At 32.9% G+C, this 15,712-nt stretch carries 17 protein-coding genes; 6 read left to right on the top strand and 11 right to left on the bottom strand.

Going from position 1 to position 15,712, the window contains the following annotated elements:
* Positions 1-18 precede the first annotated feature (18 nt).
* The 3 genes from ABID96_RS02735 to ABID96_RS02725 are packed head-to-tail and all read left to right on the top strand — an operon-like array spanning position 19 to position 2,726.
* The gene (locus ABID96_RS02735) at positions 19-828 is read left to right on the top strand and encodes a GDSL-type esterase/lipase family protein (protein WP_192603249.1); all 810 of its coding nucleotides are present in this window, start codon (positions 19-21) and stop codon (positions 826-828) included.
* Positions 821-1,738 carry an ABC transporter ATP-binding protein gene (locus ABID96_RS02730; RefSeq protein ID WP_192603250.1) on the top strand — a complete coding sequence of 306 codons (918 nt, stop codon included), beginning with the start codon at positions 821-823 and terminating at the stop codon, positions 1,736-1,738. The genes ABID96_RS02735 and ABID96_RS02730 overlap by 8 nt, the downstream gene beginning before the upstream one ends.
* The gene (locus ABID96_RS02725; RefSeq protein WP_192603251.1) at positions 1,731-2,726 is read left to right on the top strand and encodes an ABC transporter permease subunit; all 996 of its coding nucleotides are present in this window, start codon (positions 1,731-1,733) and stop codon (positions 2,724-2,726) included. The genes ABID96_RS02730 and ABID96_RS02725 overlap by 8 nt, the downstream gene beginning before the upstream one ends.
* Before the next feature lie 225 nt (positions 2,727-2,951).
* Here the strand turns inward: ABID96_RS02725 and ABID96_RS02720 are convergent, their stop codons facing one another.
* From ABID96_RS02720 to ABID96_RS02690, 7 genes are all read right to left on the bottom strand, one after another.
* Complete coding sequence (locus ABID96_RS02720; protein ID WP_192603252.1) at positions 2,952-3,824, bottom strand: cation diffusion facilitator family transporter; 873 nt, start codon at positions 3,822-3,824, stop codon at positions 2,952-2,954.
* Positions 3,825-3,999: 175 nt separating this feature from the next.
* Positions 4,000-4,698 carry a tryptophan 2,3-dioxygenase family protein gene (locus ABID96_RS02715; protein WP_192603253.1) on the bottom strand — a complete coding sequence of 233 codons (699 nt, stop codon included), beginning with the start codon at positions 4,696-4,698 and terminating at the stop codon, positions 4,000-4,002.
* Positions 4,699-4,710: 12 nt separating this feature from the next.
* Positions 4,711-5,334 carry an arylformamidase gene (gene kynB / locus ABID96_RS02710; RefSeq protein WP_192603254.1) on the bottom strand — a complete coding sequence of 208 codons (624 nt, stop codon included), beginning with the start codon at positions 5,332-5,334 and terminating at the stop codon, positions 4,711-4,713.
* A gap of 12 nt (positions 5,335-5,346) precedes the next feature.
* Positions 5,347-6,621, bottom strand: a complete 1,275-nt coding sequence (gene kynU / locus ABID96_RS02705; protein WP_192603255.1) for a kynureninase — start codon at positions 6,619-6,621, stop codon at positions 5,347-5,349.
* Between the two features lie 177 nt (positions 6,622-6,798).
* On the bottom strand, positions 6,799-7,593 hold the full coding sequence (locus tag ABID96_RS02700) for an ABC transporter permease subunit (protein ID WP_192603256.1): 795 nt from the start codon (positions 7,591-7,593) through the stop codon (positions 6,799-6,801).
* A gap of 24 nt (positions 7,594-7,617) precedes the next feature.
* Positions 7,618-8,415: an ABC transporter permease subunit gene (locus ABID96_RS02695; protein ID WP_192603257.1), complete on the bottom strand. Its 798-nt coding sequence runs from the start codon at positions 8,413-8,415 to the stop codon at positions 7,618-7,620.
* Between the two features lie 3 nt (positions 8,416-8,418).
* Complete coding sequence (locus ABID96_RS02690; RefSeq protein WP_192603258.1) at positions 8,419-9,306, bottom strand: ABC transporter ATP-binding protein; 888 nt, start codon at positions 9,304-9,306, stop codon at positions 8,419-8,421.
* A gap of 158 nt (positions 9,307-9,464) precedes the next feature.
* On the opposite strand from ABID96_RS02690, the gene ABID96_RS02685 reads away from it, so the two are divergent.
* Positions 9,465-10,058 (top strand): TetR/AcrR family transcriptional regulator, encoded by a 594-nt coding sequence (locus ABID96_RS02685; protein ID WP_192603259.1) that lies wholly within the window; start codon positions 9,465-9,467, stop codon positions 10,056-10,058.
* Positions 10,059-10,521: 463 nt separating this feature from the next.
* On the opposite strand, the gene ABID96_RS02680 is transcribed toward ABID96_RS02685, so the two are convergent.
* Together ABID96_RS02680 and ABID96_RS02675 are read right to left on the bottom strand one after the other, a co-directional pair.
* The gene (locus ABID96_RS02680) at positions 10,522-11,472 is read right to left on the bottom strand and encodes an ABC transporter permease (RefSeq protein ID WP_192603260.1); all 951 of its coding nucleotides are present in this window, start codon (positions 11,470-11,472) and stop codon (positions 10,522-10,524) included.
* Complete coding sequence (locus tag ABID96_RS02675) at positions 11,465-12,382, bottom strand: ABC transporter ATP-binding protein (RefSeq protein ID WP_192603261.1); 918 nt, start codon at positions 12,380-12,382, stop codon at positions 11,465-11,467. The genes ABID96_RS02680 and ABID96_RS02675 overlap by 8 nt, the downstream gene beginning before the upstream one ends.
* A 128-nt stretch (positions 12,383-12,510) precedes the next feature.
* Between ABID96_RS02675 and ABID96_RS02670 the strand changes: the two genes are divergently transcribed.
* Positions 12,511-12,762 carry a transporter suffix domain-containing protein gene (locus tag ABID96_RS02670; RefSeq protein WP_088000647.1) on the top strand — a complete coding sequence of 84 codons (252 nt, stop codon included), beginning with the start codon at positions 12,511-12,513 and terminating at the stop codon, positions 12,760-12,762.
* Between the two features lie 60 nt (positions 12,763-12,822).
* Here ABID96_RS02670 and ABID96_RS02665 read toward each other — a convergent pair whose 3' ends face one another.
* Positions 12,823-13,407, bottom strand: coding sequence for an LOG family protein (locus ABID96_RS02665; protein ID WP_192603262.1), 585 nt, complete (start codon positions 13,405-13,407; stop codon positions 12,823-12,825).
* 99 nt (positions 13,408-13,506) lie between these two features.
* On the opposite strand from ABID96_RS02665, the gene ABID96_RS02660 reads away from it, so the two are divergent.
* Positions 13,507-14,493 carry a Gfo/Idh/MocA family protein gene (locus tag ABID96_RS02660; protein WP_192603263.1) on the top strand — a complete coding sequence of 329 codons (987 nt, stop codon included), beginning with the start codon at positions 13,507-13,509 and terminating at the stop codon, positions 14,491-14,493.
* 131 nt (positions 14,494-14,624) lie between these two features.
* Here the strand turns inward: ABID96_RS02660 and ABID96_RS02655 are convergent, their stop codons facing one another.
* Positions 14,625-15,656, bottom strand: coding sequence for a tetratricopeptide repeat protein (locus ABID96_RS02655; RefSeq protein ID WP_192603264.1), 1,032 nt, complete (start codon positions 15,654-15,656; stop codon positions 14,625-14,627).
* Positions 15,657-15,712 lie beyond the last annotated feature (56 nt).

The following is a 15,712-nucleotide window of genomic DNA, read 5'->3' as shown; positions in this document are numbered from 1 at the left end:
TTTTTGGTGGTGACAAATTTGAAATACAATAAATTCGTTTATTTTATCATGATCAGTTCATTTTTGTGTTTTTTACTTCTAACATTTGGATTTATAAAAGGTGCATACACAATTTTAAATCCTCAGAAAAGCAAACTGATCGTTAGCCAAGAGAATAGCACAGAACAAAGTATTCATAAAAAAGATTCGATCATGATTGTTTCATTGGGCGATTCGATTACGCGTGGAGTTGGTGATGATGAAGGACAAGGTTATGTAAGAAGAGTAAAAGAAACACTTGAAAAAGACTACAATCAAATCTCAACAATCTCTAATTTAGCAGTAAGTGGCGCAAAAACATCAGATTTAGTTACTCAACTTAATAATAAAAGCGTACAAGAAGCCATTCGTACTGCCGATACAATTATGTTATCCATTGGCGGTAATGATTTATTTCCTGGAGCAGATCAACTAAATCAACAATTCCTAAAATCATATCGACCTGACGAAAAAACATTTCAAAAAAATCTTCAAATGATCTTTCAACAAATACGGAAACAAAATCAATCTGCTCCTATTTATGCATTAGGGTATTACAACCCTTTCCATAATGTAGAAGGCTTAGATGCCTCTTCAAGCTTTGTTTCAAAATGGAATGAAATATTAGAACAGACTGTACTTCAGCTTGATAATGCATATGTAATTCCTACTTTTGATTTATTTTATAACGAAGAAGAAAAATATTTATACACTGATCACTTCCATCCAAACAAAGCGGGATACATTGAGATGGCAAATCGCTTATCTAAAAAAATAGGAAGCCAGCTTCGAGGTGAGAAAAATGAATAAAGTATTAAAAGTTGAAAATGTTTCAAAAATCATAAAAGGCAAAGTACTAGTTGACCAAATTTCATTCGAAGTAAACGAAGGAGAGGTCTTTGGATTTTTAGGACCAAATGGAGCTGGTAAAACAACGACCATTCGAATGTTGGTTGGGTTAATTTCTCCAACAAAAGGTAAGATTGAGGTTGCGGGCTATCAAGTCAAAACTCACTTCAAACAAGCGATGGAGGAAATTGGTTGTATTGTTGAAAATCCTGAGCTTTATGGGTACTTAACTGGATGGGAAAATCTAGTACAGTTCGCTAGAATGTTACATATTTCTGACGAACTTAAAATCAACGAAGTAGTAAAACTAGTAAAATTAGATGAAAGAATTCATGAAAAAGTAAGAAATTATTCGCTTGGTATGAAGCAAAGACTTGGAATCGCTCAAGCTTTATTAGGAGATCCAAAGCTACTTATTTTAGATGAACCAACAAATGGTTTAGACCCAGCTGGTATACGTGAATTAAGAGAATTTATACATATGCTTGTAAAACAACATAATATCAGTGTGTTTATTTCAAGCCACCTACTTAGTGAAATTGAAATGATTTGTGACCGAGTAGGCATTATCAATAAGGGAAAAATGGTTAGAGTATCTACAGTAAAAGAACTTGTAGAAGAAGCTGCAGAACGAGTTGAATGGAAAGTATCTCCTTTAAGTAGTGCACAAGAATTACTGACTAAGGATTCCTCAATTCAAGACCTTGTTCAAAAAGATGATGTTATACAATGTCGCATGTCACCTGAAAAAATCCATGATTATATTCAGCTTTTTATGAATGAATCAATACAAGTAAATGGCGTTCGTACGATGTCCGTAACATTAGAAGATTTATTCATGGAAATGACAGGAGGCGAAGCACTTGGCTGAATTAATAAGACTCGTCTTTAATGAAATTGAAAAAATGGTACGTAAAAAAAGAATACTAGTCATTTTTCTAATACTGTCTGTCTTAATTCCAATTTTTGTCTATGCTCAGTTACAGCAAACGCAAGAAACTGTTAAACGATTGGGGACTGATGATTGGAAGGTTGCTCTCCAACAAAAAATTGTTGATCAACAAAACCGCTTGAATTCATCCGGTATTCCTGAAGAATGGAAAAGCTGGCTAAAAGTCCAAATTGATCAAGAACAATATTACTTAGATAATAATATTAACCCTACAACACCTGGTGCTCCCACATTCATTCGAGAGCTAATTGAACAAAGTATCGGATGGTTACTCCTACCTTTACTCGTAATGGTCATTACAATCGATATTGTCTCTGGTGAAAGAAGTGATGGAACAATCAAACTGTTACTCACTAGGCCTGTTAAACGATGGAAGGTCTTATTAAGTAAATGTATTTCAATTTATTTATTAATTTCATTTCTAATCGTTTTATACGGTTTGATGGCTTTTATAGTTTCTGGATTTGTATTTAGCTTTAAAGGTTGGACTGTTCCTGTATTGACTGGATTTATTATAAAAAATAACAATTTAATAACAGATTCAGTTCAACTCATACCTCAATGGAAATATGTCATTATGGCATTTGGACTAGCATGGTTTGTCTGTATCATTATTGGAACATTATCGTTTATGGTGTCTGTACTTGTACGAACGACACCTGCAGCGATGGGGATTATGCTAGCGGCTTTAATTACAGGAAGTGTTTTGAGTGGACTTGCAACTTCATGGTCTGGTGCTAAATACTTCTTTAGTGTAAACCTCGGTCTAACTGATTATTTACAAGGTCAATTACCTTCAATAGAAGGACTGAATATGCAATTCTCTCTGATTAATCTATCAGTTTGGGGAATAGCTGCTTTAATCATTGCATTCATTACGTTTATTAAACAAGACATGTTAGGTTAAATAGAAGACTGGCAATCTTAATGTTTGTAGACGAAGTACAATAACTAAGAGATTCCGACTGATTGAAAACGCTTGTCTTTCGAGGCTCAGGAGCCGGATGAGGAGCGGAGTTACCTTTTTTATCGGTAATGAGCACCGCAAGCAGGCGAAGCAACGAAGAAAGCGAGCGTTTGGCGGGCAGTCTGAAGGTGACACGATTTTTAGTGTCACCTTTTCTTATTATGCTCACCTAAATTTACTCTTAGGTTCTACATGAATATGAGTATATTGAATACTATGTTGCTCGTGTAAAATCATTTCAATTTGATCAGTAATGCTATGACTTTTACTTACGTCGATTCCACCATCTACTTCTATGACTACATCTGCTATTGTTGTATTCCCATACATCCTTGCTCTTAAATCGACTACTTTATATACACCCGGTACTTTTTCCACCGTTTCAGTAAACAGCACCATTTCATCTGGATCAAAGCCATCGGTTAATGAATGGGAAGCTTCATAAAAAATCTCCCAAGCCGTTTTGCATATGATTCCACCGACAATGATCGCCACAATTGGATCGATAATTGGATAGCCAAAAGATGCTCCTAATACACCTATTGTCGTTCCAAAGCTGACCAATGCATCTGATAGATTATCCTTTGCAGAAGCTTCAAGTCCTTTACTTTTAGTTTTTTTAGCAATTTTATTATTATAAAAATAAATTCCAATCATAAATATTCCAGAAGCAAAAGCAACAATCGCCGCTATACTATTCGGCGTTTCAAATTCACCCTTTATTAAAAGTCTTACATTTTCTATAATGACTTGTAAACCTACGGACATCATGATGAAGGAAGCTATTAAAGTCGCAATTTGCTCCGCTCTTGAATGACCATATGGATGATCTAAATCCCTTGGCTTTCTTGCAATTTTAATCCCAATAAACACTGCTAATGATGCACCGATATCGGTCACATTGTTAAGACCATCTGCAAGTAACGCACTTGAATTTGTTCTAAAACTAACAATTACTTTAATCGCAGCCAGAATTAAATAAGCTAGAATACTTAAAAAAGCTGCCGTATCTAGTTGTTTTTGAAGACTTTTATCCATCTAAACACTCCGCTCTACTTTGAAACTTACATCTTAATTTTTCTCATTCAATTATCATTCCCATAAATGATTTTTTCCATCGTTTAGTAACTAGAAAAAATAAAACCAGACTCTATGTAATATATACACATAGAATCTGGTTTGTTTCGTTCATAAAGTCATTAAAGTTAATTTATTATAGTGGTTTTGGGTTATAGCTTGATCCAGTTAAATCCGTTAAATCACAAACTGCTTGCCATAACTCAGGATAAAATTCAAATCGAACTGCACGCTCTAAAGCTTCAGCAGGTACACCTTTTAAGCTCTTCGTATTCATTCCAATCATTCTTCTAACAAGCTGGATATGCTGTCTGCGGAAAGTTTGGAAGCTTTCATCAAAAGCAGTCAGTTCTTGCATCAGCTGGAATAATTCAAAGTGAGTCGACGCATTTTGATGTAATTGAACTGGTGTAAGTAAGTTTTCATTTAATAAATCTACAAAAGGCTGCCAAAGCGTTGGTCCCAATTTTAAGATTTCATTAAATCCAGGTGAATCCTGACCGCTACCTCTGCCTAATGCTAGACGAATAATATGGTAATCACTTGGACTTACAGCCTTCACCATATCAAAAACTGCCGGTAAATGTTTTAGGTGATTATTAATTCGACCAAGATGATGGATCGCTCTAGTTACTTCCTTTGCACGCATATGTTTATCTGCAGCATGAATTGATTGAATGATTAATTTAAAATGCAACTCAGCAATTTGATGGATTGTTTGAAATGTTAGTTCATCAGGACAAAATAATTCATTGTCTGGTTTTTGTAAACTTAATAACTCTTCTGTGCGGATGTATTTCTCATAATCAGTTAGTTTCTTTTGCTCTTGTGTCATTTTCAAATCCCCCTAAACATATTTACGTAAAACTGCACGAACTGGACTTCCATCTGCATCGGTTAATGGTAAAGGTAAAGCAATAAGCTCATAATCACCTTCACTAACACTTCGTAAGTCAATCGACTCTAATATATGGATTCCATTTTCATGTAGCGCATGATGTGCAACTAATTCCTTACTATCAAGCGGATCTACTGATGGTACATCTATCCCTAATAATTTAATTCCATTTTCTTTTAAAAATTCTGCTACATCTTTTTCGATATGAGGTATTCTCTCTGGGAAAGCGTTATCATTTTTCCATGAATTTGTTTTAATTAATAAACGTTTTACTCCATTTAATGAAAATGCCTCTACATCTACTTTTTTAATACTTTCAACATCTAGTAATTCAATAACTCTCGCTTCACCTACGTAAAGATTTGGATCTAGGTCGATTACCTTTATTCCATTTTCATCAAAATGAAAAGGCGCATCGATATGTGTTCCTGTATGTGTACTTAATGTTAATTTACCAACATTCACTGAACCACTTTCCTCTTTAGTCCAACTCAGTTCAAATGAGAAATTAGTATCACCTGGCCATACAGGCATTCCGTTTTGTAATCTTCTTGAGATATCAATTAAAGACATTTCATACAACTCCTAAGCAATAATTTCTCGTTCATTTTGGAATTGTTCATATTGCTTTTCCACCATGATTTTCTTTAATATTTGTACACTATTCCAAATATCAACATAGGAAGTATAGAATGCAATTGGAGCTAGTCTAATAACATTTGGTGCACGAAAATCTGGAACAATTCCATTCAATTTTAATGCTTTACAAATTCTTGCTGCGTCCTCATGCTCAAGACAAACATGACCACCGCGTGAAACATCATCGAGTGGATTTCCAATCGTAAATTCAAACTCACTTAATTCTTCGTTAATTAAGTCCATTAAATATGCTGTACTTTGTAATGATTTTTCTCGAATTCTTTCAATTGTCACTTCATTAAATAGTTCAAGTGAACCCGCTAAAGGCGCCATACTTAATATATGTGGTGTTCCAATTTGATAAGCGCCAGCTGTTTGAGAAGGTGAAAACTCATGCTTCATATCAAACTGTTTTTCCTTATCTGAACCAAACCAACCCGTTAATCCAGGCATTTTACCTAAATGTTTTTCATGTACAAATAAACTGCCAACCCCACCTGGGCCACTGTTTAAATATTTATAATTACACCAATATGCAAAATCTACATCCCAATCATGAAACTGATGTGGGATTGCTCCGACTGAATGACAGCCATCAAACCCAATCAATATTCCACGGTCATGTGCTGCTTTTGTTAAGCGCTCTATATCCAGCAATTGACCGCTTCGATATAAAACTGTTGGCAAAATAATTAACGCCACTTCTTCAGTCATCTCGTTGATAATATCTTCTTCATTAATTGTTCTTCCATCACGGCTCTTCACTTGAATTAAGTGTGTTTCCGGATCGAAACCTTTTAACTTTAATTGACTTTGAATCGCATAAATATCAGATGGAAAATTTAATTCATCAGCTAATATTTTCTTTTTATTCCCCTTTGGTTGATAAAATGTTGCAATCAATTGATGTAGATTTGTAGTCGTAGAACCTGTTACGATTACTTCATCTTCTTTTGCTCCAACTAAAGGTCCACTTAAAGCACCTAGTTTTTCTGCAAAATAATACCAAGGGTGCTCCCCTTGCATCCAGCCATCGATGGCTAATGTTTTCCAAGAAGCTAGTAAATCTAGTAAACTTTGCTCTGCTCTTCTTGAAAGAAGTCCAAGAGAATTTCCATCTAAGTAAATTGTATTAGGTTGTAGATAAAATTCATTACGATAGTTAGCTAAAGAATCTTTTTGATCTAGAATCTCAGCGAATTCTTTTGTTGCTTGAAACATCCTCTTTACCTCCTAACAATTAAATGCCTTATATACTAAAGGTATTGTAGTTTGATAACTGATGTCAATATTTTCTGAATATAATTTCTAATAAAAAAATAAGTGTCTAGAACTCTTTGTGTGTTCACAATAGTTCTAGACAACTTCATACAAAATATTATTTGTTACCCGCTCGTCTTATACATGTAAATCGCGCTTATTATAAAATAAGAAGGTAACAAAAGTTAATGTAATGATCAAAACAAATGAAATTGTAACGAATGCTATATCAAATCCTCCACCATACATAATATTTTTCGCTTCAAAATATTTAAATGGTGACAGGTATTTCAAACTGTCTATTTTTTCATTCAAGTCAATTGCAATCGATAAAATAAATGTTAATAAGAGAATTCCAGTAGAGTATGAGGCTGCCTTTTTAGTATTTTTGCTTACTGATGCAATCGCAGTGCCGATGACTAAAAATAATAATTGTAAAATAAACATTCCAACCATTACGATCGCAATATCCCCATTTACTTGTTCACCATTACTATATTTCCCAACAAACAGCACACTTGAAATCCAAGAAACAACATTAAAGATCAATACATTCATTAGAGCACTTAACAATTTATACAAGATGACACTTGTTCTAGAAATCGGTTTTGCAAATATAAATTCCGCTGTTTTATCTCGTTCTTCTTTTGCAATGATACTAGCTCCAAGCATCGCCGCGTGAATTGTTGCCATTAAAAATAAATAGAGTACTAGTAATCCAAAATAACCACTTGCTTTTGATAAATCAAATGCCCCCGAACCTACAATTGCTTGAAATGATTTCGGCATTTCAGCAAACAATTCATTTATTTCACCATTAGACGCTGTAGCTTTATATTTTGCCATCCCACTCGCTAATAAGAAAATAATTCCAATACTCCAAAAGATAATAGATTTTCGATAAGCCTTCATTTCTCTAAGAAATATATTCATGTCTACCCTTCCTTTTAAGATCATTTATACCGCGTGTACATCTTTTTTCGTATAAATGAGATAACTAACAATGATTGAAACAAGTATGATTCCGACCGTAACAATTAAATATGCTAATTCAAACTTTGAATGAGCAATAATATACTTTGTATCAAAATATTTAAAAGGTGATAAATAACGTTTAGCCTGACTGCTATCACTAGAAACAACCATTCCAATTACAAAAAATGCGAATACTGTACCTAGTGAAACCGATAATACTGCTTTTATTTTAGAAAAGATAACTGAGATTAAAATACCCAATGTCAAAAATATGAATTGAAGAAAAAATAAAGTGATTGATACTAAAAATAATAGTTTACTACTAAAAGATGCTTCCGAAACTTGCCCCGCCATTATATAAACTGTTGCGAAGTAAAATACATTCGTAATAGCTAATGAAGTGATTCCCGCTAATAGTTTTGACGTTAATACTTTCGTGCGGGTAACGGGCTTTGTTAAAAGAAAATCTGCTGTCTTTTCACGAATTTCCTTTGAAACAATTGATGTTCCTAATACCATTGCTTGAATCGCTCCACAAAGGGAGATATATAAAAAGATATAAGAATAGAAACCTAGAATAGATCCAAAACTCTCAAGCTCAAGTCCAAGTGCTTTTCTTACCCCCTCTGGATATCCCTCCAACACTTTTGAAAATTCCAAGTAATCTTTAGAAATTGCAGGAAACATTAATAAAAAGAAGATGACAATCCCCATTAAAGAACTGGTCCAAATAATCGTGGATTTCCGATAAGCCTTTAATTCGTGTAAAAATATATTCATAGCTTATTCGTTCTCCTTTTCATAATAATGCATAAATATCTCCTCTAAATCCGGCTCCTCTATCCATAGATTTCTTATATCTATTTCAGCTAGTTTTCTCAATACTATATTTATATTTCCTTTGAACAAAAAACTAACTTCCTTACCTTTCACTTCAAGATTATTTACACCTATCATTTGAAAGAAATTCTGATCGACTATATCAGCAGTTTCCATTTTGAAACGCTTATAATTGTTCTCCTTTAATGTACTAATCTTTTCGACCGTTACAATTCTACCTTCTTTTATAATAGCAACTCGATTACATAATCGCTGAACTTCACTTAAAATATGAGATGAAAATAAAATCGTCGCACCTTTTTTATTTTCTTCCTCTAGTAGCTCAAAAAATCTTTGTTGCATAAGTGGATCTAATCCGCTAGTTGGTTCATCTAAGATAATTAGTTTAGGCTCATGTAAAAGTCCTTGAACGATTCCTACTTTTTTCTTATTTCCTAAAGATAGATCATCAATTTTCTTTGTTAAGTCTAGATCCATTATCTCCGCTAATTCTTTTATTCTTTTCGTGCAGTCTTTTTTATAAAAACTAGCTGAATATTTCAATAGGTCAATTACCTTCATATTGTCATAATAAAAAACTTCCGACGGTAAATAACCGATTTCTTTTTTTATTTCTGGGGCAAACTCAATACAATCCTTCCCAAAGATTTTAGCACTACCACTCGTTGGGTATATTAGGGACAGTAATGTTCGAATTGTCGTTGACTTCCCAGCACCATTTGGGCCAATAAATCCAAATATTTCTCCCTCTTCTATGGAAAAACTAACATCCTTAATCCCTCTTGAATTCCCGTAAGCTTTGGTTAGATTGTTTATTTCGATCGCATACATTGTTGCGCCTCCCGCATAGTTTTGTAATATCCTACACTTAATATTACAAAATCAGTATATACCTCTTTTTCTAAAATGAGAATACTTTTTGAAATAATTTTTATAAAATATTTCAAAACATGATACAATAGTAATAGATATAATGGGAGGTAAACATTTTGGACGGCTATCAAAAAAGAACACAACTAAAAATGGAAAAAATTGAACTGAGTACAATAAAATTATTATCATTACCGATCAATGATATAAAAATTATGGATATTGCAAAATTGGCAAATGTATCCCAGGTTACAATTTATAACTATTATGGAAGTAAGGAAGCATTGCTTAAAGCGGCATTTCTAAGATTAATGGACCAGCAATATGAAGAATATAAAAAGCTTCTTTCAAGTGATAAAGCCTTTGAAGAAAAGATAAAAGAGATGCTACTAAGAAAGAAAGATGGAATAGATATTGTCAATCTAGAAACATTTACGTCCCTAATTCAAAAGGATGAAGAGCTTCATGCCATTGTATTAGACTTTTCGATGAACAAATCTTTTAAGTTATTACTTGGACTAATCGATGAAGGGCGAACATTAGGTGTCATTCGAAATGAATTCAGTCCGAAAACCCTGCAAATTTATATTCAAGTACTTAGTCAGGCCTTTATGAACATGGATGCGACTACATCTCAATACATTCAGCAAAAAGAAGTAATCGATGAAATTATGAACTTATTCCTATACGGAATGTTAAAACAGGAATCTTAATATAAAATAAATGAATTGGAATGTTCGTTAAAGGTAGCGAAATTTTAAGTAAAGAGAAACATAAGCGCTGTAAAATATGAGAAGTAGATTTTCACAATTTAAGAGTATAGCTTTTTATAAATTGTGGTATTAAGAAAGGTTCTTTTAGAGTCCTCGTAATAACACATAATAATTGGAACGGAAGGTGCTCGACTCCTATGGGAGATGCGGGACAGCTGAGACCCCACAGGAGGCCCACACGATGTGGGTCATGCATGCGTTACGACAGGACGTCGTGTTTTTAGCATGCCTACCTATTTCCAGGAGGCTCAGCGCACGCCCCATGGAAAGCGAGTATCCTGGAGTGGAAATCAACACATTCTTTTTTTAAAAAATAAAGAGGACCAAATCATATGCGATTTGGTCCTCTACTTATTTATCTAGTAATATTTCGTACCCTTTAACCGAACTCTCTGTTTTTTAATTACAACACATCTCTCTTTTTAAACACTTCACCCGCACTAACGAGAAACAGTGCCGTATAGAGTAGTAACATAAATATTGAAAATCCTATATGCATGTCATTTACGATATTAATGCCTTGTGCATACACTGTTAAATCTGTGTGCATAAATGGTAAATACTTCGACCAGCTTTTTGAGCTTAATAGTGCTGCGATAGGATCTGATGTTGCAAATAAGATGATACTAATTAGTAAAGAAATACTACTCGTTTTTAAAATTGTTGATAAGAAATAAGCAATTGATACGAATAGTAGGAAAGGTAATAAGTTTATTAAATAATTATATACTAGACTCGTAAGAACGCTTTGTTCTATTACATGATTATTAGCGTAAGTTAAAACTGGTTGTGCGCTAAAATCAAAACCATTTATAACGCATCCGATTACAAAGGAGTAAATTAGGATTGCTAATGAAAAGATGAAATACAGTAATGAAAGAGTTGTAAATTTCGCATAATAGATCATTCTTCTTGTCGAAGGTTTAACTAATAGGAAATTAATTGTTTTCCATTGATGTTCTTTTGACATCATATTACTTGCAAAATATAGTAATAGAATACCGATAAAGTTTGTGATAGACGCACCTTTATTCATAAAGTCTATTACTGAATGTTGTTCATAATGTGAGATATTATGTTGAAGGCGATAATTATTTATCGCTAGTTTCTCTAGTTGCTGGTCGGCAGGTTCTGAGATATCTGCAGATTTTAGTTCCTTCTCAATATTTTCATTATCTATCATTATTTCTTCTTTCCAATCAGCCTCTTTAGAAGCCCCTAATTCCTTTCCAACAAATTCCCATCTTCCAAGTACGATGATTGGAATTAATAAGATCACTAAGCATATGGTAAATGACTTTTGAACAAAAATTTTACGACATTCATTGCCAATTAGACGAATAAAATTACTCAATGACATTCCCTCCTGTCAATTGAATAAACAAGTCCTCTAAACTCTCTTTTTTCCGTGAAATATAGAATACTTCTATTCCTCCCAATACTAACTCCTTATTTAAACTAGGGATTTTTTCTTCATCAATTTCAAAAATAATCGTACGCTCGTTAATGATTTCAAATTTGTAATCTTTTTGCTGTAATATAGTTTCTATATCATTTGTTTGATTAACGATAATCTCGATTACTAGTCTCCCATTTGCTTTTTCATTCATATCGATTGCTTCAACGAATTGTCCATTTTGGATAATGATTGCCCGGTCACAAATTAATTCAATTTCCGATAGTAAATGACTTGATAACAGGATCGCAGTATCTTCAACTTCTGCTATTCTTTTTAAATAATCACGTATTTCTCTTACTCCAGCTGGATCCAAACCATTCGTAGGCTCGTCCAATATTAAGATAGCTGGATTATGTAACAATGCTTGAGCTATCCCTAACCTTTGCTTCATTCCTAACGAATACGTTGAAAACTTTTTATGAATCGCACTAGAAAGTCCTAGTAAATCGATCACTTCCAACACTCGATCCTTTGTTACACCTTCAAGCATACGTGAAAAATACATTAAATTTTTAAACCCACTATAGAATGGATAAAATGCTGGTGTCTCAATCATTGCACCAACATGCTTTATAGACTCACTAAAGTTTTGGTTAATGGAATTCCCCTTGATGTAAATCTCTCCATCAGATAAACCCATTAATCCAACAATCATACGCATTGTCGTTGTTTTACCAGATCCATTCGGACCTAGTAATCCTAAAACCTCACCTTTACATAACTCAAAGCTAATGTCCTTTATAATTTCTTTATTCTTAATTATTTTTTTTACATGACAAAGCTCAAGAACAACTTCTTGTTTCATTTTGACTTCCTCCTACAATTTATCATCAGCACATTCATACTTGTAATGAACAGTAGTGAAAACGATTCTTCTCTTTCAATTCTACTTAAATAATGCTATCCTCAAGATGGAATTGAAAGGAGAACTTTATGAAAAGAATACCATATTACTTAGTATTTGGTTCATTTATTCCTTACCTATTAATATTCGCATTACCATTTTTACCTGTTTCTGGCGGTGTAAAAGCTGGTCTCATTCCAATCCTAGTTATTCTTGGTGAAGTTATGTTTTGGATTGGTGGAATATTAGTTGGCAAAGAAGCCATGGCTGCTTATCGAAAGAAGTTCAATCCAGCAAAATGGTTTAAAAATAAAAATAGAACTGAAAAGAACGAAAACTAAATGGCCCATTGGGAAAAGAGAATAAACCTCTTACTCAATGAGCCATTTTTGTATAATCAATTATTTACCGTCTAATTGCTTCCATTTATTTTGCATAACAGGTGCAGTGAAATTTTCCATTAAATCTAATAATTCTGCTGCATCATCAGATACGACGAACAATGATAATGTATTTTCATTCATGAATCCTTCTTTAACCGCATGGTTTAATAAATTTAGAACTGGCGTAAAAAATTCATCTACATTTAATAATCCAATTGGCTTAGTATGAATACCAATTTGTGCCCAACAGATGATTTCAAATAACTCATCAAACGTACCAATACCACCCGGTAAAGCAATAAATCCATCTGATAATTCATTCATTAATGCTTTACGCTCGTGCATTGACTCAGTTTCAATAAATTCAGATAAACCTTGATGTGCAATTTCACCCTTGAATAATCCACTTGGCATAATTCCAATCGCATTTCCACCTTGTTTAAGAACTTCGTTTGCAATCTCTGCCATAATCCCTAACTTTGATCCACCATATATTAAATCTATATTTTTTTTTGCAAATATTCTACCTAGTTTTTTTGCTTCTAAACGATAAGAGTCTCTGTTTCCAAGATTAGAACCTGCATACACACAAATTTTTCTCATACATTATCACTTCCTTTGATGTATTTTACTTTATTTTATCATATGTTTCGATTAGGATTGTAAAGATAGAGTTAACAACCTGTTTAGGAGTTGAGTTTAATGAAGTTAGGAACCATTGGTACAAGCTGGATTACTGAAAGTTTTATTGAGGCATCAAAAGATAGTAAGCTTCTTACTTTAGCAGCTGTTTATTCAAGAAATGAAGACTCTGCACAAGCATTTGCAAAAAAACATGAAGCAAGTACATACTTTACAAATATAGAGGAAATGGCAAAAAGTACAAAGATTGAAGTAGTCTATATTGCATCTCCTAATTCATTACATTACGAACAAACAATCATGTTTTTAAAAAATAAAAAACATGTTATCTGTGAAAAACCAATTTTCTCGACAACAAAAGAATTAGAACATGCCTACCAAGTTGCTGAAGAAAATGGCGTATTCCTATTTGAAGCAATTCGAAACTACCATTCTCCAAACTTTACAGTGTTAAAAGATAATCTACATAAAATAGGTCAGATTAGAAGTGCTAATCTTCATTATCTACAATATTCATCTCGCTACGATTCATTCTTAAGAGGAGAAAATCCAAATGTATTTTCACCTGAATTTTCTGGTGGAGCACTAGTAGATCTTGGTGTATATCCTCTTTATGTAGCGATTGGATTATTCGGCCAACCTACTAGTGTGGATTACGCTCCTGTAAAGTTGAGAAATGGTATTGATGGTAGTGGAAATTTAGTGTTGAATTATAAGGATTTCATTTGTAGTATTCAATGCTCTAAAATTTCTCAATCCTATATTCAAAGTGAAATCACTGGAGAAGTTGGCACATTCGTACTTGATAAACCTTCACCAATTTCTAAGATCACACTGATTAACAATAAAACACATGAAACAACATCATTAGAAGTATCTCAAGTAAAAAATGATATGCTGTATGAAATACAAAATATCACGAAAATCATTCAAGATCATTTAGTTGAAGATTACAAACGTTTAAAAGAGATGAGTTCGATCGTATTAACAATTACAGAAACTGCTCGTAAGCAAAGTGGAATTGTATTCGGTGCAGAAAAAAATTAATTTTTTTTGAGTTGCTTATAGCAAGATTAGCTGATTTCCATACCAGGAATTTATATACAGTAATCTTATAGGAAAAACCAAAAATACCATCACCCATTAGAGATACTATATTCTCTAAGAGGTGATGGTATTTATTTATTAAGTGATTTTAATAATCTGGCAGCGGTATTTGCAGTCCATTCTTTTTTATATTTGCTCACAATTTCAGTTAGAAGTTTCTCAGCTTCTTTATTCTTCCCATCAGTTATGAACCACCTAGCTTGCATTAAAATGACATCATCATAATACGGTGACTTTTTAAAAAACTCATTTTTCTGGTTAACAAATTCTGAAATATAAGGTCTCACATTCGTCTTTTTATTCATTCTTTGTTCAGATAAAATTAAATAGTATAGAGCGTCATCGCTACTGTAATTAGTAGAATCTAAAGTATAACTTAATTTTAATTGTTCTATAGCTTGCTCGTAGTTTTTATTCTGAAAATGTTTAAAACCTTTTTCATAGGATTCTACAGATTCTTTCACTACTGTGTCTGGCTTTAAAGAATTTGTTTTAGAGGTTTCTAGTTCTGATTGATTTTCCTGTTGTTCAGTTTGTTTAGAAGCTGAGGCTTCCGTCATCTTTTTATTTGCCTCATTAACCTGCATTTCCATTGTTTTATTTTTATCTTCTAAATCCTTTATTTGTGCCTTTAATACATTCACATCTTTACTTGCTTTTTCTGGACGGTTTAAAACATCAAATTTTTTCAAACCAATTCCAATCATACAAAGGATCAAAATACTGATTAAAGAATACATCATTTTTTTAGACATATAGTTTCTTTGTTTTTGATCTTTTTCTACAACAACTAATTGATACTTTTGTTGAATTTGTAAAATCTCACCTGCATATTTTATCTCATCTGGCGCATTTGAAAGAAATAGACGTGCTTGTTTTTCTTTCTTATTCGTCAGTAGCAATAGTATATATGTTTTATACATTTCAATTGGTACCTGTATGTCTTTATGAGCATTAAAAATTTCTTGTAAAATGAGTTCAGCACTATCTAAGTTATCTTCTTTAATTAATCTTGTTGCGTGATGATACATTGAATAAATTTCTTTATATTGATCAAGAACTGATTTATTTACAGTCCCTTGAGATACTTTTTTCCCTATCACATTGACACCTCATTACTTATCCTATCTGAAAAATAAAGGCAATAAGCTTTTCTAAT

Source organism: Gottfriedia sp. OAE603, from assembly GCF_040543965.1.
GTDB lineage: Bacteria > Bacillota > Bacilli > Bacillales > Bacillaceae_G > Gottfriedia > Gottfriedia solisilvae.
The sequence above is the reverse complement of the archived record's forward strand: the minus strand, read 5'-3'. Positions and strand labels throughout refer to the sequence as shown.

What these genes read in the sequence shown, in the direction of transcription:
- ABID96_RS02730 (WP_192603250.1), top strand. Translation starts at nt 821, where the DNA reads ATGAATAAAGTATTAAAAGTTGAAAATGTTTCAAAAATCATAAAAGGC.
- ABID96_RS02720 (WP_192603252.1), bottom strand. Translation starts at nt 3,824, where the DNA reads ATGGATAAAAGTCTTCAAAAACAACTAGATACGGCAGCTTTTTTAAGT.
- ABID96_RS02715 (WP_192603253.1), bottom strand. Translation starts at nt 4,698, where the DNA reads ATGACACAAGAGCAAAAGAAACTAACTGATTATGAGAAATACATCCGC.
- kynB (WP_192603254.1), bottom strand. Translation starts at nt 5,334, where the DNA reads ATGTCTTTAATTGATATCTCAAGAAGATTACAAAACGGAATGCCTGTA.
- kynU (WP_192603255.1), bottom strand. Translation starts at nt 6,621, where the DNA reads ATGTTTCAAGCAACAAAAGAATTCGCTGAGATTCTAGATCAAAAAGAT.
- ABID96_RS02700 (WP_192603256.1), bottom strand. Translation starts at nt 7,593, where the DNA reads ATGAATATATTTCTTAGAGAAATGAAGGCTTATCGAAAATCTATTATC.
- ABID96_RS02695 (WP_192603257.1), bottom strand. Translation starts at nt 8,415, where the DNA reads ATGAATATATTTTTACACGAATTAAAGGCTTATCGGAAATCCACGATT.
- ABID96_RS02690 (WP_192603258.1), bottom strand. Translation starts at nt 9,306, where the DNA reads ATGTATGCGATCGAAATAAACAATCTAACCAAAGCTTACGGGAATTCA.
- ABID96_RS02675 (WP_192603261.1), bottom strand. Translation starts at nt 12,382, where the DNA reads ATGAAACAAGAAGTTGTTCTTGAGCTTTGTCATGTAAAAAAAATAATT.
- ABID96_RS02670 (WP_088000647.1), top strand. Translation starts at nt 12,511, where the DNA reads ATGAAAAGAATACCATATTACTTAGTATTTGGTTCATTTATTCCTTAC.
- ABID96_RS02665 (WP_192603262.1), bottom strand. Translation starts at nt 13,407, where the DNA reads ATGAGAAAAATTTGTGTGTATGCAGGTTCTAATCTTGGAAACAGAGAC.
- ABID96_RS02660 (WP_192603263.1), top strand. Translation starts at nt 13,507, where the DNA reads ATGAAGTTAGGAACCATTGGTACAAGCTGGATTACTGAAAGTTTTATT.